This window comes from Actinoplanes sp. CA-030573 (assembly GCF_050951115.1).
Lineage (GTDB): Bacteria > Actinomycetota > Actinomycetes > Mycobacteriales > Micromonosporaceae > Actinoplanes.
Genome location: NZ_CP192038.1, coordinates 6,599,438 through 6,619,480 on the forward strand (window position 1 = coordinate 6,599,438; position 20,043 = coordinate 6,619,480).

At 73.7% G+C, this 20,043-nt stretch carries 21 protein-coding genes; 10 read left to right on the forward strand and 11 right to left on the reverse strand.

Annotated features, from left to right (window positions below; all coding sequences use genetic code 11):
- The first annotated feature begins 7 nt into the window (after window positions 1-7).
- Both cydB and cydC read left to right on the forward strand, forming a co-directional pair.
- Complete coding sequence (cydB, locus tag ACQP2F_RS30420; protein WP_433293357.1) at window positions 8-988, forward strand: cytochrome d ubiquinol oxidase subunit II; 981 nt, start codon at window positions 8-10, stop codon at window positions 986-988.
- Window positions 985-4,566: a thiol reductant ABC exporter subunit CydC gene (gene cydC, locus ACQP2F_RS30425; protein ID WP_433293360.1), complete on the forward strand. Its 3,582-nt coding sequence runs from the start codon at window positions 985-987 to the stop codon at window positions 4,564-4,566. The genes cydB and cydC overlap by 4 nt, the downstream gene beginning before the upstream one ends.
- On the opposite strand, the gene ACQP2F_RS30430 is transcribed toward cydC, so the two are convergent.
- The 5 genes from ACQP2F_RS30430 to ACQP2F_RS30450 all read right to left on the reverse strand — a co-directional run bounded on the left by ACQP2F_RS30430 (window position 4,563) and on the right by ACQP2F_RS30450 (window position 9,103).
- The gene (locus ACQP2F_RS30430) at window positions 4,563-4,739 is read right to left on the reverse strand and encodes a hypothetical protein (RefSeq protein ID WP_433293362.1); all 177 of its coding nucleotides are present in this window, start codon (window positions 4,737-4,739) and stop codon (window positions 4,563-4,565) included. The two genes, cydC and ACQP2F_RS30430, sit on opposite strands and share 4 nt — an antisense overlap.
- 27 nt (window positions 4,740-4,766) lie before the next feature.
- Window positions 4,767-5,246, reverse strand: a complete 480-nt coding sequence (locus ACQP2F_RS30435) for a hypothetical protein (protein ID WP_433293364.1) — start codon at window positions 5,244-5,246, stop codon at window positions 4,767-4,769.
- A complete protein-coding gene (locus tag ACQP2F_RS30440) occupies window positions 5,246-5,671 on the reverse strand; it encodes a hypothetical protein (protein ID WP_433293367.1) in 426 nt (141 codons plus the stop codon). The genes ACQP2F_RS30435 and ACQP2F_RS30440 overlap by 1 nt, the downstream gene beginning before the upstream one ends.
- A 66-nt stretch (window positions 5,672-5,737) precedes the next feature.
- Window positions 5,738-7,774 (reverse strand): prolyl oligopeptidase family serine peptidase, encoded by a 2,037-nt coding sequence (locus ACQP2F_RS30445; protein WP_433293369.1) that lies wholly within the window; start codon window positions 7,772-7,774, stop codon window positions 5,738-5,740.
- A gap of 141 nt (window positions 7,775-7,915) precedes the next feature.
- Entirely contained in the window at window positions 7,916-9,103 is a 1,188-nt protein-coding gene (locus tag ACQP2F_RS30450; RefSeq protein ID WP_433293371.1) for a thiolase family protein, read from the reverse strand.
- An 85-nt stretch (window positions 9,104-9,188) separates the two neighbouring features.
- On the opposite strand from ACQP2F_RS30450, the gene ACQP2F_RS30455 reads away from it, so the two are divergent.
- The gene (locus ACQP2F_RS30455; protein ID WP_433293374.1) at window positions 9,189-9,779 is read left to right on the forward strand and encodes a TetR/AcrR family transcriptional regulator; all 591 of its coding nucleotides are present in this window, start codon (window positions 9,189-9,191) and stop codon (window positions 9,777-9,779) included.
- Here the strand turns inward: ACQP2F_RS30455 and surE are convergent.
- A complete protein-coding gene (surE, locus tag ACQP2F_RS30460; protein WP_433293376.1) occupies window positions 9,748-10,536 on the reverse strand; it encodes a 5'/3'-nucleotidase SurE in 789 nt (262 codons plus the stop codon). The two genes, ACQP2F_RS30455 and surE, sit on opposite strands and share 32 nt — an antisense overlap.
- A gap of 87 nt (window positions 10,537-10,623) precedes the next feature.
- On the opposite strand from surE, the gene ACQP2F_RS30465 reads away from it, so the two are divergent.
- Window positions 10,624-11,247, forward strand: a complete 624-nt coding sequence (locus ACQP2F_RS30465) for a CG0192-related protein (RefSeq protein ID WP_433293379.1) — start codon at window positions 10,624-10,626, stop codon at window positions 11,245-11,247.
- A gap of 9 nt (window positions 11,248-11,256) precedes the next feature.
- Here the strand turns inward: ACQP2F_RS30465 and ACQP2F_RS30470 are convergent, their stop codons facing one another.
- Window positions 11,257-11,922, reverse strand: coding sequence for an NAD(P)-dependent oxidoreductase (locus ACQP2F_RS30470; protein WP_433293381.1), 666 nt, complete (start codon window positions 11,920-11,922; stop codon window positions 11,257-11,259).
- Window positions 11,923-11,980: 58 nt separating this feature from the next.
- On the opposite strand from ACQP2F_RS30470, the gene ACQP2F_RS30475 reads away from it, so the two are divergent.
- Entirely contained in the window at window positions 11,981-12,445 is a 465-nt protein-coding gene (locus ACQP2F_RS30475) for a MarR family transcriptional regulator (protein WP_433293383.1), read from the forward strand.
- Here the strand turns inward: ACQP2F_RS30475 and ACQP2F_RS30480 are convergent.
- The gene (locus ACQP2F_RS30480) at window positions 12,438-13,376 is read right to left on the reverse strand and encodes a TIGR03557 family F420-dependent LLM class oxidoreductase (RefSeq protein ID WP_433293385.1); all 939 of its coding nucleotides are present in this window, start codon (window positions 13,374-13,376) and stop codon (window positions 12,438-12,440) included. The genes ACQP2F_RS30475 and ACQP2F_RS30480 overlap by 8 nt on opposite strands.
- 93 nt (window positions 13,377-13,469) lie before the next feature.
- On the opposite strand from ACQP2F_RS30480, the gene folP reads away from it, so the two are divergent.
- The 4 genes from folP (at window position 13,470) to ACQP2F_RS30500 (ending at window position 16,919) form a co-directional block, all read left to right on the forward strand.
- Entirely contained in the window at window positions 13,470-14,267 is a 798-nt protein-coding gene (folP, locus tag ACQP2F_RS30485) for a dihydropteroate synthase (protein ID WP_433307661.1), read from the forward strand.
- A gap of 180 nt (window positions 14,268-14,447) precedes the next feature.
- Window positions 14,448-14,888, forward strand: coding sequence for an Hsp20/alpha crystallin family protein (locus tag ACQP2F_RS30490; RefSeq protein WP_433293387.1), 441 nt, complete (start codon window positions 14,448-14,450; stop codon window positions 14,886-14,888).
- A 157-nt stretch (window positions 14,889-15,045) separates the two neighbouring features.
- Window positions 15,046-15,546: a SigE family RNA polymerase sigma factor gene (locus tag ACQP2F_RS30495; protein WP_433293389.1), complete on the forward strand. Its 501-nt coding sequence runs from the start codon at window positions 15,046-15,048 to the stop codon at window positions 15,544-15,546.
- Complete coding sequence (locus tag ACQP2F_RS30500; protein WP_433293391.1) at window positions 15,543-16,919, forward strand: WD40 repeat domain-containing protein; 1,377 nt, start codon at window positions 15,543-15,545, stop codon at window positions 16,917-16,919. Before ACQP2F_RS30495 ends, ACQP2F_RS30500 begins: the two co-directional genes overlap by 4 nt.
- On the opposite strand, the gene ACQP2F_RS30505 is transcribed toward ACQP2F_RS30500, so the two are convergent.
- The gene (locus ACQP2F_RS30505; protein ID WP_433293393.1) at window positions 16,916-17,113 is read right to left on the reverse strand and encodes a hypothetical protein; all 198 of its coding nucleotides are present in this window, start codon (window positions 17,111-17,113) and stop codon (window positions 16,916-16,918) included. The genes ACQP2F_RS30500 and ACQP2F_RS30505 overlap by 4 nt on opposite strands.
- Window positions 17,114-17,131: 18 nt before the next feature.
- Complete coding sequence (locus ACQP2F_RS30510; RefSeq protein ID WP_433293396.1) at window positions 17,132-17,680, reverse strand: TetR/AcrR family transcriptional regulator; 549 nt, start codon at window positions 17,678-17,680, stop codon at window positions 17,132-17,134.
- A gap of 65 nt (window positions 17,681-17,745) precedes the next feature.
- On the opposite strand from ACQP2F_RS30510, the gene ACQP2F_RS30515 reads away from it, so the two are divergent.
- A complete protein-coding gene (locus ACQP2F_RS30515) occupies window positions 17,746-19,158 on the forward strand; it encodes a DHA2 family efflux MFS transporter permease subunit (protein WP_433293398.1) in 1,413 nt (470 codons plus the stop codon).
- A gap of 71 nt (window positions 19,159-19,229) precedes the next feature.
- Here ACQP2F_RS30515 and ACQP2F_RS30520 read toward each other — a convergent pair whose 3' ends face one another.
- Window positions 19,230-19,979: a sulfite exporter TauE/SafE family protein gene (locus ACQP2F_RS30520; RefSeq protein WP_433293400.1), complete on the reverse strand. Its 750-nt coding sequence runs from the start codon at window positions 19,977-19,979 to the stop codon at window positions 19,230-19,232.
- Window positions 19,980-20,043 lie beyond the last annotated feature (64 nt).

Consider the following 20,043-nt stretch of genomic DNA (forward strand, 5'->3'; position numbering starts at 1 on the left):
TCTGCTGATGGTCACCTTCTGGTTCGCGATCGTCGTCGTCGCGTGGGTTCTCTTCTTCGTCCTCGAGGGATTCGACTTCGGGGTCGGCCTGCTCGGTCCGGTGCTCGGCCGCGACGACCACGAGCGGGGCGCGGTCGTCCGCACGATCGGCCCGTTCTGGGACGGCAACGAGGTCTGGCTGGTCGCCGCCATCGGGGTCACGTTCGCGGCGTTCCCGGCGTGGTACGCGGCGCTGCTCTCGGGGCTCTACCTGCCGATGGTCGCGCTGTTGCTGCTGCTGGCCGTGCGCGGGGTGGCGCTCGAGTTCCGCGGCAAGGGCGACGGGTCCCGCTGGCGGCGGCGCTGCGACGCGGCCCTGACCGCGAGCTCGGCCGGGATCGTGCTGCTGTGGGGCGCGCTGCTGTCGGTCTTCGTGCGGGGGCTGGCGCTGGGGCCGGACGGCTCGGTCACCGGTCGCGGGCTCGGGCGCAGCCTGTCGCCCGTACTCACCTGGGAAGCCGGCGCCGGCGCGCTGGCCGCACTCTTCGCCGCGGTGCTGCTCGGCGCGACCTTCCTCAGCCTGCGCACGAGCGGCCCGGTCCGCCGCCGGGCCCGCACCCTCGCCCGGTGGCTGGGCACCGGCGGCGCGGCCGTCCTGCTGATCGTCGGCGTCGGCACCGGATCCCGCGTGGTGCTGGCCGCCGCCGCCCTGTCGCTGGCCGCCGGCATCCTGGCCCGCAACGGCCGCGAGGCCCTCGCGTTCGCCGCCACCGCCACCGCCGTCGCCGGCGCGGTGGTCGCCGTCCTCACCGCCCACGGCTCGGTCGTGCTGCCGAGCACGATCTCCCCGGCCTGGTCCCTGACCATGTCCGCGGCGGCCGCCACCCCGCAGGCCCTGACGCTCCTCACCGGGTTCGGCCTGGTCATCCTGCCCGGCGTCCTGGCCTACCAGGCGTACTCCTACGTCGTCTTCCGCCGGCGCGTCGCCAGCGAGCGGGTCCCCTCATGACCGCCCTCCCCCACCCCGCCGCCCGCCCTTCCGGCGCCGCCTGCGCTCAGCGCGCTCGCGGTCCGGTCGACCCCCGTCTCCTGCGGCATGCTCGCTCCGCCCGCCGGGGTGTGGCAGTCCTCGCCGTGCTGGGGTTCCTCCAGGCCGCGTCGACCGTGCTCGTCGCGATCGCCCTGACGTTTCTGATCGCCGCGCCGCACGGGTGGGCCCTGGGCCTGCTCGCCTCGGCCTACCTCGTCCGCGCCGCCGCGTCGTGGGCCGAGCAGCGGGTGGCCGTGACCACCGCCGCCCGGGTGACCGACGAGCTGCGCCGCCGGATGCTCGCCGCCCTCCCGCGCCGCGGCCCCGCCTGGGTGGCCGGCTTCGGCGCGGGCCGCCTCACCACCGTCCTCACCAGCGGGCTCGACGCGTTGCGCCCGTGGTTCGCCGGCTACCTGCCGTCCGTGGTGCTGGGCGTGACCCTGCCCCCGCTCGTCGTCATCGGCATGGCCGTCGTCGACCCAGCCTCGGCGCTGATCACGCTCGCCACCCTCCCGCTGATCCCGCTGCTCGGCGCGCTGATCGGCTGGGCCACCCAGGCCCAGGCCCGGCGCCGCTGGCAGGCCGACGCCCGGCTGGCCGGCCACTTCCTCGACGTGGTCCGCGGCCTGCCCACCCTGCGCGTCTTCGGCCGCGCCGAACGCCAGACCGCCACCATCGCCGCCCTCACCGACCAGCACCGCGGCGCCACCCTCCGCGTCCTGCGCGTCGCCTTCCTCTCCTCCACCGCCCTCGACCTGGTGGGCACCCTCTCGGTCGGCCTGATCGCCGTCGAGGCCGGCCTCCGCGTAGCCGCCGGCCACCTGCCGCTGGCGCCCGCCCTGCTGGTGATCCTGCTGGCCCCCGAGGCCTACCGCCCGCTGCGCGAGATGGCGGCCCGCTACCACGCCGCCACCGACGCGACCGCCGCCATCGCCGACGTAGACGAAATCCTCACCGCCGACGCACCCACCACCCACTCCGCCACCGCCGGCTCTTCCACCGCCGCCGTCACCGCTCACCGCCGTCAGGGCGCTCCGCCACTCGGCCCCCCGGTGGATGGCACGACGGCGACCGTGCCTGCGGGTTTGTCGGCGACCGGCCTGCGCGCCCGCTATGCCGGCGCCGCCGTCGACGCTCTCTCGCTGCCCGCCCTCTCCGTGGCGCCCGGCGAGATCGTCGCCCTCCGCGGCCCCTCGGGCGCCGGCAAGACGACCGCCCTGCGCGTCCTGGCCGGCCTGCACCCCGCCGAGGCCGGCACCTTCTGCGTGGCCGAGCCCCTCTACCTGCCGCAGCGTCCCACGCTGCCGCACGCCCGCACGGTCGCCGACCTGTTCCCCGCGCCGGAGGCCGCCGCGACCGCCCTCGCCGCCGTCGGCCTCGATCTGTCCCCGCAGACCCCGCTCGGCGAGCACGGCACCGGCATCTCGGCCGGCCAGCGGCACCGCCTCGCCCTCGCCGCCCTCCTCCACCGCGCGGCCGCGTCCCCCGCGACCCTCCTGCTGGACGAACCCACCGCCCACCTCGACCCCGGCACCGAACGGCTGGTCATCACCCGCCTGCGCGAGACGGCCGCGGCCGGTTCGGCCGTCCTCGTGGTGGCCCACCGCCCCGCCCTGCTCGAAGCGGCCGACCGCACGGTCACTCTGACGTCCGGCGTCGCGCCCGCCTCGTCCCCGGGCTCTTCCCCGAGCTCTGCCTCACTTCTGGTTGCGCGCACGCCGGACCAGCCGCATCCGGCCGCCGCCGCGAAACGCGCCTGGCCCTGGCCGGTGGCGATCGCGCTGGGCAGCGGTTCCTCCCTGGCCGGCCTGCTCCTCACCGGCGCCGCCGCCTGGCTGCTCGTGCGGGCCGCGACCATGCCGCCGGTCCTCACGCTCTCGACCGCCGTGGTGCTGGTCCGGGGAAGCGCGGTGGCCCGACCGCTGCTCCGCTACGTCGAACGGCTGGTCTCGCACGACATCGCCTTCGCCCGCCTGGGGGCGCGTCGTTCCCGGGTCTACGCCGCGCTGATCCCCCGCACCCCCGGCCCGCACCTGCGCCGCCGCGGCGACCTGCTCGCGCGCGTGGTCGACGACGTGGACGCCCGCGTGGACGGCCTGCTCCGGGGCCGTCTCCCGGCCCTGACCGCGGCCGTGACCCTGGCCGTGGCCGCGCTCGCCGTCGCCGCTCTGGCGCCGGCGGTCGCCTTGCCCCTGGTCGCCGGGCTGATCGTGGCCGCCATCGTCGCACCCGCCCTGGCCGCCCATCAGGCCTCCCGCGAGGACGCCGACACGGCCGACGCCCGCACCCGCCTGCGCGACGCCATGGTCGAGACCGTGGACGGCATCGAGGAGCTGACCGACGGCCGGATCCCGGAGTCCCGCAGCCGCGCCCTGGCCCGCCTGGAGACCCGATCCGCCGCCTGGGCCGGCCGCGCGACCGCCCTCGCCCACCTGGGTTGGGGCCTGGCCGTGACCGGCACCGCCTATGCCCTCACCCACGCCGCCACCCTGACCCCCGAGTGGACAGCCGTCGTCCTCCTGGCCGTGGTCGCCTTGGGCGAGACCGTCCTGACCCTCCCCGACGCCGCGACCGCCCGCCGCCGCGAAGCCGGGGCCGCCGCCCGCCTGGCCGCCCTCACGTCGGGCCCGACGCCCGTCACGTTCACCTCGGCAGCCGCCGCCACGCCTACCGACCCACCCACGCCGACCGACACAGACAGGCCCGCCGAACCGGCGCCGGCCGCACTCGCACCCGACGCACCCGCGCCCCTTGGTTCCCTGGCGATCCGGGGCCTCGACGCCGGCTGGGACGCCGGCCGCGAGCCGGTGCTGCGCGATTTCGACCTCGACCTTCCGGCCGGGGGCCGCGTCGCCGTGCTGGGCCGGTCGGGGTCGGGCAAGTCGACGCTCGGCGCTGTCCTGGCACGTCTGCTCGATCCTCGGTCGGGCAGCATCACCGCAGGCGGGCGGGATCTGCGCGCGTTTCCCGAGCACGAGATCCGCGGGCGCATCGTGCTGGTCGGTGACGAGACCGGGCACATCTTCGCATCGACCGTGCGGGAGAACCTGCGCCTGGCTCGCCCGGCCGCTTCCGACGCCGAGTTGGAAGGGGTGCTCCGACGGGTGCGGCTGGACGGGTGGTTCACGCTGGACACCTGGCTCGGCACCGGCGGCACCACGATGTCGGGCGGTCAGGCGCGGCGGCTGGCCACCGCGCGCGCGTTGCTGGCGGAGCCCGAGCTTCTCATCCTCGACGAGCCGACCGAGGGTCTCGACGAAGAGCTCGCCGAAGCTCTGATGGCCGACCTTCTGGAGGCGTCGGCGGGCCGCACGGTGCTGCTGCTGACCCACCGCACCGAGGGCCTCGACCGGGTCGACCGCATTATCGACCTCGACGCGGAAGCGCGCCCGGCGAAAGCCGGCGCGGCTCGCGCAGCCGAAGCCCGCGAGGTGGAAGCCCACGCGACTCGGGACGCGGAAGCCCACGCGACCCGCGAGGTGGAAGCCCACGCGACCCGGGAGGCGGAAGCCCACGCGACCCGCGCGACGGAAAGCCGGGAGGCGGTGATCGCTTAGTCGAAGTCGAAGATGCTGTGGCTGTCGTAGAAGTGCAGGACGTACCGGCAACGACGGCAGATCATCAGGGTCATGCGGTGGCTGGTGAAGCCCCACCGGCTGTCCTGGCGGGACTCCTCGCGCTCGAACTCGGTGCAGTGGCAGAGCGGGCAGGCGAGAACCGGCTGTTCCATGCGTTCGAGAGTAGGTGGGCCCGGCAATCAGCGACGCAATCGGGCCACGAGGTCATCCATGGTGGCGACCAGGTGGGACGGGTCCACCACGGGTGGGAGGGCCGGCGGCGGGGACGGGGTGAACGCGGCCACGGCGGCGGGAAGCTCGACCACGTCGGCGACGGCGTGTACGCGGCCGGTGTCTTCCTCGGTGCGCAGGAAACGCTCCTGGCGATCGCTTCCGGTCTCGCCCAGGCGGCGCCGGCGGGCTACGACGATGGGGATGCGGCCCAGGCGCTGCACGAGCCGGACGGTGCTGCCGGCATGGGTGATCACGATGTCGGCCTCGGCCAGGCGGTGCTGCATCTCGTCGAACGGGATGTAGCGGTCGTGCGGGCACGGGGGCGTGACCGCGGAGGTGCCGCGCTGGACGAAGACGTCGTGGTACGCGCAGAGCGGCGCCACGGCGGCGACCAGGCGGTCGAACGGCCACGAACCCATGCCGACCGTGACCAGCAGGCGGGCCATCAGAGCAGTTCCCCCAGCTCGACCACGGGACGACCACGACGGCGGAGAGCGCCGGAACGACCGGGACGCTGGGCCACGACCGCCCGGGCCAGCCACTCGCACAGCCGGGCGCTGCCCACCGGGCGCCCGACCTGGGTGACCGTCTCCACCCACAGCGCGGGCACGCGGTGCAGGCGGGCCAGCACGAAGTACGGCACGGCGATCCGGTGACCGGCCGAGACGATGACGTCCGGCCGCACCCGCCGGAGCACGCGCCACGCCCCGGGCCAGCCGGGGCGCCAGCTCACGTCGAGGCCGTCGAGCGCGACCAGGGTGTCGGCGGCCGGCGCCGCGACCCAGGACGTCTCGTGCCGGGACCACCACGGGCGCAACGCGAGCATGTCGAGCAGGACTCCGCCGCTGTCCGCGACGATGAGCACGCGCATGGCCAGAAAGCTAGCCCCGGCGGGAGCGGTCCCAAAATCCACTGTGGAGCCCGCAAGGAAAGACGTTCAGGCGATGTTCAACGCGTCCCGCAGGAAGATCAGCTCGGGCGTGAGGAGGTCGGTGCCGGGCGGGATGTGGCTGGCGCCGGGCAGCGGCAGCACGGTGTGCGGGCGGGCGGCGGCCAGCAGCGCGGCCGACAGACGCATCGTGTGCACCGGGTAGACGTTGTCGTCGCGCAGGCCGTGGATCAGCATGAGCGGCCGGGACAGGCCGGCCGCGTCGTCGATCAGCGAGCCGCGGCGGTACGGCTCGGGGTCGATCCGCGGGTCACCGAAGAAACGCTCTTGCCAGTGCGTGTCGTACAGCAGGAAATCCGTGACCGGCGCACCCGCCACCGCCGCGTGGAAGACGTCGGGCCGGCGCAGCACGGCGAGCGCCGCGAGATAGCCGCCGGCCGACCAGCCGCGGATGCCGACCCGGGTGAGGTCGAGCGGGTACTCGGCGGCGACCGCGTGCAGTGCCGCGATCTGGTCCTCGAGCAGCAGCGTCGACTTGTCGCCGTAGATCGTGCGCTCCCAGCGGGGCCCACGCCCGGGCGTGCCGCGGCCATCCGCGACGATCACGCAGAAGCCCTGGTCGGCGAACCATTGCGAGGCGTAGTAGAAGTCCCGGTCGGCGACGGCCTTCTGCATGGCCGCGCCACCGTAGGGATCCATCAGCACGGGCAGGCGCTCACCCGCCCACCCGGAGGGCAACACCACGGCCGTCCGCAACTCGCGCTCTCCGGCGCGCATCCACTTCACCGACGGTACGAGCGGGGAGCGCACCGAGAGATCCTTGACCGTACGCCCGGAGACCGTGATCGTGTGCCCGTCGAGCGTGGCGCTGTTGACCACCGTGGTCCCGGCCGTGCGGATCCCGGAGTGCCAGCCGGCGGCCGTGGTGATCCGGGTCGCGCCGTCGTCCGGCGACCACGTCCACAGGTGGCGCTCGGTCGGCTCCTCCTGAGCCGAGAACAGCACGGTCTCCCCGTCGGCGCCGTGCACCTCGGACACCTGCAGGCCGGGCGGCGTGACCGGCTTGCCGTCCACGGTCAGGTGCCGGGTGTCGTCCACGTCGGCGGTCCAGACCAGCGCGCCCGAGGCGGTGCGGACCGGGACGCCGGGGACGATCTGCGTCCAGGCCTCGTCCCGGCTCTCGGCGACCACCGACGACGCGCCCGTGTCCGGGTCGACGGCGACGATCCGCAGCACGGTCTGCGGGCGGTTCTGCAGGACCGCGAGCAGGCCGTGCCCGTCCCAGACCACGTCGACGAGGTATTCGTAGTCGTCCCAGCCGAAGTCGACCTCGACCCGCTCGCCGCCGGTGGCGTAGACCCACAGCGACACCAGCGCGTTGTCGGTGCCGGCCGCCGGGTAGCGCTGGGCGGTCGGCGGCTCGGCCGGGTTGCCGGGGTCGCTCAGATACCAGACCTCCACCGGCGCGTTGTCGACCCGCGCCACCGCCAGCCGCGCCGAGTCGGGCGACCACCAGTAGCCCCGCAGCCGCTCCATCGACTCGGCCGCCACGTGCTCGGCCAGCCCGTACGTGACCTCGGGGCTCTCCGGCGAGGCGAGCGCGCGATCATCCGAGCCGTCCGTCCCGATCAGCCGGAGCTCGTTCTCGTGCACGTACGCGACGAGGTCGCCGTCGGGGCTGACGGTGGCGTCGGTGAGGGGCGTCCGCGCCGGCAGCTCGGTGACGGTTCCGGTGCGCGGCCCGACCACGTGCAGGCCTTGCGACAACGTGCACGCTATGACGCGTACGGCGGAATCGAAGCTGTAGGCCGCGATGCCGGAACCCTGGTCGCGCGCCCGTTCCCGCCGGATCCGCTCCTGCGCCGACGGCGCGTCCGGCTCCGCACCCAGCGTGCGGGGGTCGGCCAGCAGTCGTTCGGCGCCGGTCTCGATGTCCAGTTGCCAGAGCGAGCGCACCGGATCCTCGCCGCCCCGGGAGCGCAGGAAGAGCACGCGCCGGCCGTCGGGGGTGAGGGTGAGGCGGGTCGGGCGGCCGAGGCGGAAGCGCTGGGTGCGGGCGAGAAGGCCGGGATACGAGACAGGCATGGTCGCCAGTCTTCCCGATCGGGGGCCGCGGCGGGCGCTACGCAACCCCACCCCGTTCACCGGTCGGGCGCTACGCAACCCCACCCCGTTCACTGGGTGGGGGCAACATAGCGGCCCCCTACGACAATTTCCGCGCGTTGTTCACAGCCGTTCGATGATCGTCGCGTTCGCGGTGCCGCCCGCCTCGCACATGGTCTGCAGCCCGTAACGGCCGCCGGTCCGCTCGAGCACGTTCAGCAACGTCGTGGCCAGTCGCGCACCGCTCGCGCCGAGCGGGTGCCCGAGCGCGATCGCCCCGCCGTCCACGTTGACCTTGGCGAGGTCGGCCCCGGTCTCGGCCTGCCAGGCCAGCACCACCGATGCGAAGGCCTCGTTGACCTCGAACGCGTCGATGTCCGCGATCGACAGCCCGGCCCGGTCGAGCACCTTGGCGGTGGCCGGGATGATGCCGGTGAGCATGAGGATCGGATCGTCGCCGGTCACGGTGGCGGTGTGGATGCGGGCGCGGGGTCGCCATCCGTGCCGGCGGGCGTTCTCACCGGTGGTGACGAGCAGGGCGGCGGCGCCGTCGTTGACCGGGCTGGAGTTGCCGGCCGTGACCTTCCACTCGATCGCGCCGAAGCGCTCCTCCCAGGCCGGGTGCTCGAACGCGGTGCGCAGGCCGGCCAGCGTCTCGACGGTCGTGCCCGGACGGACGGTCTCGTCGGCGGCCATGGGAATGCCGGCGACCTCGGCGATCTGGCCGGCGAAATGCCCGTTGCGCCAGGCCTCGGCGGCGCGCTGGTGGCTGACGGCCGAGTACTCGTCGAGCCGGGCGCGGGAGAGGGCCCACTTGCGGGCGATCAGCTCGGCGCTGACGCCCTGCGGGATCAGGCCGCCGGGATAGCGGCGGGCGAGGGCGGGGCCTCCGACGTCGGCGCGGGCGCCGTCGACATAGGCCGAGGAGCCGATCGGGACGCGGGACATCGATTCCACCCCGGAGGCGATGACCAGGTCGTACGCGCCGGAGACGACACCCTGGGCGGCAAAGCTGAGCGCCTGCTGGCTGCTGCCGCACTGGCGGTCGACGGTGACGCCGGGAACCGACTCCGGGAAGCCGGCGGCCAGCGCGGCGAGGCGGGTGGCGTTCAGGCTCTGCTCGCCGACCTGTGCGACCGTGCCGCCGATGACGTCGTCGATCTCGGCCGGGTCGAGGCCGGGCGTGCGGTCGACGAGGGCCTTCAGGACGTGGGCGTGCAGGTCGACGGGGTGGATGTGGTGGTAGGCGCCGGTGGGCTTGCCCTTGGCGATCGGGGTACGAACCGCGTCGACGATGACGGCGTCCCGCATGGGTGTTCTCCCTCTGCTTGTGTCGGACCGATCGGTCCGATACTAGGCGAGTGGCGGACCGATCGGTCCGTTAAACTTGTCACTCATGGCGCGAGCTGAAGACCCGTCCGGGCGCGATCGCATCCTGGCCGCGGCGGCGGGGCTGTTCTACGTGCGAGGGGTGCGCGCGGTCGGCCTGGCCGAGCTGCTCGCGGCGGCCGGATGCGGGAAAAACATGCTTTATCGGCATTTTTCGGGCAAGGCGGCGCTGGTCGCGGCCTACTTGGAGCTGGCCCGCGCGGAACGCGACAAATCGACGGCGGATGCGCTCGCCGGAGCCACCCGACCGGCAGGTAGCGCGAACGCGGACGAGGCCGCCGGGCAACTTGTCGCCCTGGTTGCCGAGGTCGCCGCCTGGGTGCGGCGCCGCGGATATCGGGGGTGCGCGTTCCGGAACTATCTGACCGAGTTTCCCTCCGGGGACGACGAGCCCGCGCTCGTGGCGCGGGCCTATCTGCGTGACACGCGTGGGCAGGTCGACGGCCTGGTGCGGGAGCTGGGTGCGCCCGCGGTGACCGCGGACCGGGTCTGGCTGCTGATCGACGCCCTCTATGCGAACACCGGCGGCGATCCGGCCGTGGCCGTCGAGTGGGCTCGCGAGCTCGTCACGAGCGCGCGGTCCGCTGCCTGGGGATGACCACGCCGCGGGCCTCGGCCGGTGGGGTCAGGGCCGTCACCGTCGCGAAGCCCTCGGCCAGGACGGCCAGGTCGGTGCCGGGCTCAGGGCGGCGGGTGGTCTGGTGGACGGACATCCGGACGAATCCCTCGCCCGACTCGGCGATCGCCATCTGGGCCTGGCCGAAGGTCGCCAGCGTCACCTGGCGCAGCTCGGGCGGCTCGGCGCGGTCGGGCACGTTGAGGTTGAGCACGGTGCCGGCGGGCATGGCGGCCAGGTCGTCGAGCAGGCCGGCGGCCATGCCGGCGGCGGTGGTCCAGTGCAGGGCGGCGTCGTCGGCCACGGTGATCGCCGCGCCGCCGCGGGAGGTGTCGGAGGACCAGTCGATCACGTCGAGGGAGACGGCCATCGCGCGGGCGCCGTGGGCCGCGGCGGTCAGGGCGGCGCCGACCGTTCCCGAGTGGAGGACGGCGTTGCCGGCGTTGGCGCCCCGGTTGATCCCGGAGAGCACCAGCTCCGGCGGCGCGCCGAAGACCTCCAGGAAAGAGAGCATCACGATGTACGCGGGGGACGCCGCCACGCCGTAGCCGAGGGGCCGCCGTTCCATCAGGATGCGACCCTCCGAGGTCACCGCGGTCAGCGCCGCGCTCATGCCGCTGGCCTCCTCGGCCGGCGCCGCCACGACCACCTCGTGCCCCGCCGCCGAGGCCGCGGCGGCCAGTGCCGCTATGCCCGGAGCGTCCACCCCGTCGTCGTTGGTCACCAGAATCCGCGTCATGATCCAAGAATCACGCACCGGCGCTGTGCGGGGGAACACCCTCGGGGCGGACCGGGAAGATCCTTTCCGATCGCTTAGGGTTCGCCCATGGCTACCATCCACCGGGCCACCATCAAACCGACGAAGCTCGAGCTGCTGGAGGCCTGGCTGCCGGGCCGCCACTGGTATCCGGGCGAGGACGCCGGCGGGCTGGAGCGGGTCGCCGCCTTCCGCTTCGACGACCCGGCCGGCGAGGTGGGTGTGGAGACCTTCGTGGTCCGCGCCGCCGACGGCCCGCTGGTGCACGTGCCGATGACCTATCGCGGGGAGCCGCTCGAGGACGGCGAGTTCTTCCTGATCGGCACGATGGAGCATTCGGTGCTGGGCACCCGGTGGGTGTACGACGCGGTCGGCGATCCGGTGTACGTCGAGACGCTGACCACCGCGATCCGGACCGGCGGCGGCGAGGCCGAGGAGATCATCGAGACCGACGACGGCCCGCAGCGCCGCGACCCGCTGATGACCGTGCGCGGGTCGGGCATGGCCTCCTCGTCGGAGCCGGTAGGCCGGCTGGTCCGGGTCGAGGACGGGGACCCGGCCGTGGTGGTGGCCGAGGCCGCCCGCCTCGACGTGCGCCGCGTCCTCTCCCCCGCCCGCGCCGAGGGCGACCTGCACCTGGAGGGCCGCTGGCCCGAGCTCGAACACCCGGTGGTGCTGGCCGTCCTCTACTGAACCGCGCGGCTACGAGGCGATGCCGACGGTGTGCCCGATCGTTTCCGGCCGGCTGAGACACGCGAGCATGTGGTGGGCGACGTCGGCCCGCGAGATGGAGAACCCGCCGCGCACGTTGCGGTCGATGGCCGTACGGTATCGGCCGGTCAACGGCTTGTCGGTGAGCTTGGGCGGGCGGCTGACCGTCCAGTCGAGGCCGCTCTCGCGCACCGCGTCCTCCATCCGGGCGAGGTCCTCGTAGTGGGTGCGGAACATCGTCTTGGCGAACGGCGTGCCGAGGTGGCGCATGAAGAAGCCCTCGCCCGGGTCGTGCCGCGGCGGGTGTGGCCGGGCCGGCGACGGGACGGTGCCGATCGGGGCGGCGCTGACCACGACCAGCCGCCGCACGCCGGCCTTCCTCGCCGCCCCGATCAGGGCCTCGGTGCCGCGCGTGGCGACGCCCTCCTCGAACTTGGTGCGGGCGCCGAGGCCGGAGAGGATGGCGTCCGATCCCTTCACCGCCGCGGCGAGCTCGTCGACGTCCGGGTGCGCCAGGTCGGCGTACGCGGTGGGCACCTGGTCCTTGATCTTCTCGGGGCTCCGGGCGATCGCCGTGACCTCGTGGCCCGCGTCCAGCGCCTGGCGAAGTAGTTGACGTCCGATGCCGCCGGTGGCGGCGACAATGGTGAGCCGCATGACGCCCTCCCTCAGATAATATGAAAACCATACCATCTCAGTTTGAGGCACATACCTTATGAGTTCCGTATCACCTTCGACCCGGCGGCTCGCGAACGGCGTGAAGCAGGCCCTGCGCGACGCCTCGCTGCAGCTCGCCCTGCTCAACCACCAGATCGGGACCCGGCTGAAGCTGCGCGACGCCGACTTCGACTGCCTCAACCTGATCAGCCGGCACGGGCCGCTCGGGCCGGGTGCGCTCGCCAAGCTGGCCGGCCTGCACCCCGCGACCATGACCGGGGTGGTCGATCGGCTGGAGAAGGCCGGCTTCCTGACCCGCGACCGCGACCCGGGCGACCGGCGCGCGGTGGTGCTGCGGTCGTCGCCCGAGCGCGGTCGCGAGGTGCTCGGTCTCTATCGCGGGATGAGTGATCTGATGGACGAGGTGTGCGCCGGCTACACCCCCGAGCAGCTCGAGGTGATCGCCGACTTCCTGCGGCGCACCGCCGACGCCGGCCGGGACGCGACGGCCCGGCTCACCTGAGCTCTTTGGCGCAGAAGTCGAGGAAGCCGTCCGGGTCGGGACCGGCGTTCATCAGCACGATGTGGTCGTAGCCGGCCTTCTCGTGCTCCTGGATGGCCGCCCGGTAGGCCTCCGGGTCGGGACCGACCACCATCTTGGCCGCGATGTCCTCGGGCCGGATCAGCTCGGAGGCCGCCTCGAAGTTGACCGGATTGGGCAGCTCCGACATCACCTTCCAGCCGAGCAGCGCCCACCGGGTGGTGTCGTGCGCGGCCTTGACCGCCTCCTCTTCCGACGGCGCCCAGGCCACCGCCACCTCCACGTACTTCGGGCCCTTGCCGCCCTTGGCGTGGAACGTGTCGACTAGGTCGGCCCGCGGCTCGGTGGCGAACAGGCCGGATCCGTGGGTCGCGGCCAGCTCGGCCGCCTGCCGGCCACCGGCCGCCACCGCGATGGCGGGCAGCTTGTCGGGCAGGTCGAAGACGCGGGCGTCCTCCAGGCGGAGGTGCCGGCCGTCGTACGACTGATAGCCGCCCTGCCACAGCAGGTTGATGATGTCGAGCGCCTCGGCCAGTCGCTCCTGACGTTCGGCCACGGCCGGGAAGCCCTGCCCGACCACGTGCTCGTTGAGCCGCTCCCCCGACCCGATGCCGAGGGTGAACCGGTCGTCCGAGAGGATCGCCAGGGTCGCCGCCGCCTGCGCGATGATCGCCGGGTGGTAACGCACGGTCGGGCAGGTCACGCCGGTGGCCAGCCCGAGCTTGGTGGTCTGCGCCGCCAGCGTGCTCAGCACGTTCCAGGCGAACGGCGAGTGCCCCTGCACGTCCAGCCAGGGGTGATAGTGGTCGCTGATCTCCACGAAGTCGAAGCCGGCCCGCTCGGCCAGCACTCCCTGGCGTACGAGCTCCTTGGGCCCGAACGCCTCCGCCGCCAACTTGTATCCGAGTCTCATACCGTCGCTGTACCCTCCCGAACCGTGGGTGAACAGCACAGCAAGCGGTTGATCGGCGGACGTGCCTTCGATTTCGGGCGGCAGGTCGCCGTGATGGCGATCGTCAACCGCACGCCCGACTCGTTCCACGACAGGGGCAGCACGTTCGCCCTGGATCGGGCGCTGGAGGCGGTCGACCGCGCGGCCGCGGCCGGCGCCGACTGGATCGACATCGGCGGCGTGCCGTTCGCGCCCGGCCCCGAGGTCAGCGCGGCCGAGGAGATCGACCGGGTGCTGCCGGTCGTGGTCAAGGCCCGCGACCTGGCCGTGGTCTCGGTCGACACGTTCCGCCCCGAGGTCGCCCGCGAGGTGATCAAGGCGGGCGCCGGCGTCATCAACGACACCTCCGGCCTGCGCGACCCGGCGATGGCCGACGCGGTGGCCGGCACCGACGCCCAGCTGGTGATCACGCACAGCCTCGCGCCGCCGCGGACTCTCTGGCCGTCCCCCCGGTACGACGACGTCACCGCGGAGGTGGCCGCCTTCCTGCGCGACCGGGTGGAGCTGGCGCTGTCGCGGGGCGTCCGGCCCGAGCAGATCATCATCGACCCCGGCCACGACCTGAACAAGAACACCCGGCACTCGCTGGAGCTGACCCGGCGGCTCGACGAGATCGCGGCGGTCGGCTACCCGATGCTGGCCGCGGTCAGCAACAAGGACTTCATCGGCGAGACGCTGGACGCGAGCCAGGCCGACCGGCTGGCCGGCACGCTGGCCGCGGTGGTCTTCTGCATCCTGCACGGCGCCCGGATCGTGCGCGTGCACGACGTGGCCGCGACCGTCGGTGCGGTCCGGATGACCGAGGCCATGCTGGGCTGGCGGGCGCCCGCGTACACCCGGCACAACATCTAGAGATTTTTGCCGGAAACGGTTGGCACTCCTCCGCGGAGAGTGCTAAAAAATGTCTTGTCGCTGCTGGTCAACCAGGGTGATGCACCTCGGGAGACCACGCAGCCACTCGGCGAGACTGATTGTTAGCCGAGCGCCACGAGTCCGCCGGACGGGCCGGTGGACTGTCTCGAGGAGGTGTCCGTGGTGCTGACTTTCGATCCCTTCCGCGACCTTGACCGTCTGGCCGGCCAGCTGTTCACCGGCGGTTCCACCGGCGGCCTGGCGATGCCGATCGACCTCTACCGGTCCGGCGACCACTTCGTGCTGCACTGCGATCTGGCCGGCGTCGACCCCGGCTCGGTGCAGATCGACGTCGACCGGCGCGTGCTGACCATTCGCGCCGAGCGCACCGCCCGCACCGACGACGAGGTTCAGTGGGTCCGCCGCGAGCGCCCGACCGGCACCTTCGAGCGCCGGATCACCCTGGGCGACGGCCTCGACGTCGACCGGATCGCCGCGACCTGGCAGGAGGGCGTGCTCACGCTGACCATCCCGGTCGCCGAGGCGGCCAAGCCCCGCCGCATCGAGATCACCACGGCGGGCGCCGGCGCGGGCGCGCAGTCCGAGCTCGCCGCGGCCTGACGCCACCCGTTCGCGCCGCCGGCCGTCTCCCGGCGGCGCGAATCTGCCCTCCCCGCCGCCGCCGGGCGGGAGATGCTCCCGCCCGGCCGCATTCGTGGCGTGGCATCCTCAACCATTCGCCGACCGGCCGGCGTCTTGTTCGGCGAGGGGGTGGCGAATGGAGTTCCGGGAGTTCGTCCGGGAACGCTCACCGGCGTTGTCGCGCCACGCGTATCTGCTGACCGGCGACCACCAGCTGGCCGAGGATTTGCTGCAGAGCGCGCTGGCCGCGACGTACCGGCATTGGCGGCGGGTCCGTGACAACAACCCGGACGGCTACGTGCGGCAGGCCATGTACCACCAGCACATCAGCTGGTGGCGCCGGCGGCGCGTACCCGAGCACCTCGCCGCCGACCCGCGGGGCGCCGCCCACGCCGACCCGGCCGACGCGACCGCCCTGCGCCTGACGATGACCGAGGCCCTGGCCCGCCTGAGCCCGAAACAGCGCGCGGTGATCCTGCTGCGCTTCTACGACGATCTGACCGAGGCCCAGGCGGCGGACGTGCTCGGCTGCCGGGTCGGCACGGTCAAGCGCCATGCTCACGATGCCCTGCGCCGCCTGCGCGAGATGGCTCCCGGCCTGCTCGCGGATGTGCTTTCCGAGGGGAGCGCGCGATGACCATCGACCTGCGCGAGGAGCTGCGGCGCGAGGCCGCCAAGGCCAAGACCTACGACGTGTACGCGCGGAGCCTGTCCACGGCCCGGCGGAGCCGCCGGCGGACGGCGGCCGTCTGGGTGCTCGTGCTGGCGGCGCTGGGGCTGGCGATGCCGTTCGTGCCGCGGTCGGCCCCGGTGCAGCCGGCCGACGCGCCCGGGCCCTCGCTGCCGGACCGGATCGGGAAACCCGCGCTCGGCTCGCTCCCGGCGACCGGCAGCCCGCACCTCGGCGCCGCGTCGGCCGTGTTCATGGGGCCGGGCTGGCGGTTCGGCGGCCTGACCGACGACGCGACCCTGGCCGGCCTGGTCGGCGCCACCTCGGAGACCTACCGGACGCTGAAGGTGGGCCCGATCGACGACGCGGCCCTGCTCTCCCCCGACGGGCGGCAGATCGCCACGCCCGACCGCCTCATCGACCTCGAGACCGGCCGCACCCGGATGATGCTCGACGGCTGGGGCTTCCCGCTCGCGTGGTCGCCGGACGGCCGCCGGCTGGTCGTCAGCGGCGTCCGGATCTCGCTGCTCGACATCGCCGCCGGCTCCGGGGCCGATCTCGGGCCGGCCGACGCGTGGACGTCGGCGGCATGGTCGCCGGACGGGAGCCGGCTGGCCTACGAGTCGGACCATCGGATCGTGCTGGCCGACGCGGCCGGGCACACGCTCTCGTCGTTCGTGCCGCCGGCCGGTTCCGTGCTGGCGGGCAAGGGCGCCTGGACGCCGGACGGCCGCCGGCTCGCGCTGATCACCGAGCCAGCGGAGGACGGCGGCTCCCCGGCGGCGGCGCCGCCGGCCGCGGGGACGGCGACGCCGGCCTCAGGGACGACACCGCCGTCGGCCGCGGGAACGACCGGGACGCCGGCCGCGGAGGCGACTGGGACTCCGGCCGCGGGAACGACCGGGACGCCGGCCGCGGGGGCGGACGCCTGGCGGCCGCGCTGGTTCGACGCCGGGACCGGGCGGGCGGTCGACGGGCCGGGGCTGCCGCCGGTGGCCGGGGCGGCGACCGGCACGCTGCTCGGCTGGATCGGCGGGGACGCGGTGGTCTTCGTGACCGGGCCGGCGCGGGTTATCCGGCTGACGCCGGGCGCCGCCGGGCCGGTCGATGCGATCACCGTTCCGGCCGACCTGGCCTGGCTCGATCTGGCGACCGATGCCCTGTCGTCCGGGTCGTTCCGGCACGGCTCCCCGCCGTACGTGCTGGGACCTCGCGCCTGGCTGTGGATCGCCGCCCTGCTCGCGCTCGTCGTGGTGGTCTTCGTCGCGAATCGGCGCCTGCGCCGGCATCGCCGGGTGGCCGCCATCCCGTGGGAGACGTCGCACGGGCCGCTGGTCTAGCTGATCTTGCGGTTGAGCTCCTCCTCGACGTCCTCGCGGTTGGCGTGCAGCTTGTTGATGCCCTTGTTGCTGCTGCCGTGCGACGGGGTGGCGGAGGTGGGCGGCTCGTCGGTGATGAAGGTGCCGGTCTCCTCGTCGCCGGTGATGTGCTGGTCGGTGCTGCTGCCCGGAACCGTCTGCTCGTTGCTGCTCATGACCTGGGGGTACCCGCGTCAGTGCTTGTCGAACGTGCCGAGCAGGTCCTCCATCCACGGCTTGTGCGGCACCGGCTGCGGGCCCACCACGCCCATCGCGCCGAGGCAGGTCAGCAGCATGCCGATCGCGAAGAAGTCGCGCGCCTCCTCCGAGCTCGCCCCGGTCAGCTCCTTGACCAGGCCGTAGAGGCGCCCGAAGCAGGCACGCACCGGCTCGCCGATGGCCGGGTCGGCGCTGGCGGTGAAGCCGTGCAGCAGCAGGGTGATGACCTCGCGCTGGGCCAGCAGGTCGTCGTAGGCCCGGCCCAGGCTCGCCAGCGTCGGCTCCCGCTCCGCCGCCTCCCGGAACGTCGCCTCGATGCGGTCGCCGGCGTGGTTGACGGCCGCGATGAAGAGCTCCTGCTTGGTGCGGAAGATGCGGATCACGTACGGCTGGGAGACGCCGGCCAATCGGGCCACCTGATCGGTCGTCGTGCCGGCATAGCCGCCGAGACTGAACGCGGTGACGGCGGCCGCCGCAAGCTGCTCGTGCCGCTCCTCGGCCGTGAGACGTGTGCGCTGGGTCATGCTTGACAGGTTATCAGTCGATAACTAGTTTGGTTATCAGTCGATAACAACTTCCGGGGGTTTCCATGACCACCACCGCTGTCCGCCCTTCCGCACAGCGTCGTCCCACCTCCCGCCCGCTGGCCGCGGTGCTCGCCGCCGTCGGCATCCCGACCTTCATGGTCACGCTGGACAACCTGGTCGTGAGCACGGCGCTGCCGGTGATCCGCACCGACCTGAACGCGTCGCTGGCCGACCTGCAGTGGTTCGTCAACGCGTACACGCTGCCGTTCGCGGCGTTCCTGCTCACCGCCGCCGCGCTCGGCGACCGCATCGGCCGGCGCCGGATGTTCGTGGCCGGCATCACGGTCTTCACGCTCGCCTCGCTCGCGGCCGGACTGGCCACCGAGTCGTGGCAGCTCACCGCGGCCCGGGCGATCCAGGGCCTGGGCGGCGCGGCGGTCGCTCCCCTGGCCCTGACGTTGCTGGCCCAGGCGGTGCCGGACAACCTGCGAACCGCCGCGGTCGGCATCTGGGGCGGCATCAGCGGCCTCGGCGTCGCGGTCGGCCCGGTCGTCGGCGGCGCGGTCGTCGAGGGTCTGCACTGGCACTGGATCTTCTGGCTGAACGTCCCGGTCGGCGTCATCGCGGTCGTCCTGGCCGCCACCGTGCTCGACGAGTCCCGCGGCGGCGCCCGCAAGCTCGACCCGCTGGGGCTGGCGCTCTCCGCGTCCGGCATGCTGCTGCTCATCTGGGGCGTCGTCGACGGTCCCGACCACGGCTGGTCCTCGACCCGGGTGCTGACCATGCTGATCGGCGGCGGCGTTCTGCTGACCGCGTTCATCGCCTGGCAGGCCCGCAACAAGGACCCGATGCTGCCGCTCGGCCTGTTCCGCTCGCGCGGCTTCAGCCTGGTCAACATCGTCACGCTGACCTTCTCCGCGGGCACGTTCGGCGCGGTCTTCCTGCTCGCCCAGTTCTTCCAGGTGGTGCAGGGCCTGAGCCCGCTCGGCTCGGGCCTGCGCACCCTGCCGTGGACGATGGCGCCGATGGTGGTGGCGCCGCTGGCCGGCCTCTTCGGCGACCGCATCGGGCAGCGGAACCTCATCTTCGCCGGCCAGGTCCTGCTGGCCGGGGCGATCCTGTGGATGGGGCTGGCCACCACCGCTACGGTGAGTTACTCCGATCTGGTGGTCGCGTTCCTGATGGCCGGCGTGGGCATGGGGCTGACGTTCGCCCCGATCAGCACGATGGCACTGGCGAGCGTGTCGCCGTCGCAGCGCGGGGTCGCGTCCGGGGCCAACAACACGATCCGGGAGCTGGGGGTGGCGGTGGGTGTCGCGGCGCTGGCCTCGATCTTCAGCTCGTACGGGAGCTACGGGTCGCATGCCGCGTTCGTGGACGGGTTGAGGCCGGCCGTGCTGGTGGGCGCGGGGATCGTGGCCGCGGGGGCGGTGGTGGCGTTGTGGCTTCCGCGGCGTGAAGGGGCCGGCCGCTGAGGGTTTCGGTGCCGAGGCCCGCCGGGGGAGTCCCCGGCGGGTTCTCGCTTGCGGTGCGGCGTCGGAACCCGCTAGCCGGCGGCCTTCCGCCAGAGGTAGATCGCCAAGCCCAGGGCCGCCACCGCGATGGCGAAGCGCAACGGGCGCTCGGGCGTCCGCCGGACCAGGGCCGGACCGGTCCAGCTCCCGAGCAGGCAACCGGCGGCCAGGAGGGCGGCGGCCGGCCACTCCACGGGGGCGATCACGGCGTAGATGACGGCCGCGGAGAGGTTAGCGGCTCCCAGGGCGATGGATTTGACGGCGTTGGTCACCGGTAGGGGCTCGGTGGCCGCCACCGAGAGGACCGCCAGCATCAGGACGCCGGCGGCGGCGCCGAAGTAGCCGCCGTAGATGCCGATCAGGAAGACGGCGGTGGCCAGCAGCGGCGGGGACATCGTGCGGTGGCCGGCCCAGCGCCGCAGGGGGTCGCGGAGCACCAGGAGCGCGGCGCCGAGGGCGATCAGCACCGGGACGATGTGCTCGAAGGCCGAGGTCGGGGTGGCCAGCAGCAGGACGGCGCCGGCCAGGCCGCCGACGGCGGCCACCGCGCAGAGGCGGATCAGGCGGCGGCGGTGGCCGCGCAGCTCGCGGCGGGCGCCGGCGGCGGTGCCGACGGTGTTGGAGAGCAGGGCGACCGTGTTGGTGACGTTGGCGGCGATCGGCGGGATGCCGACGGCCAGCAGCGCGGGGTAGCTGGCCAGCGACGCGAGGCCGGCCATCGAGCCGGTCAGGCCCGCGCCCACCCCGCCGGCGACGAGGAGGACGGCGTTGCCTGGCTGCACGCGGCCAACCTACCGGCGCCCATCGCCATGATCGGCGAGCCGGTGCTGCGAGACGGGTCACCCC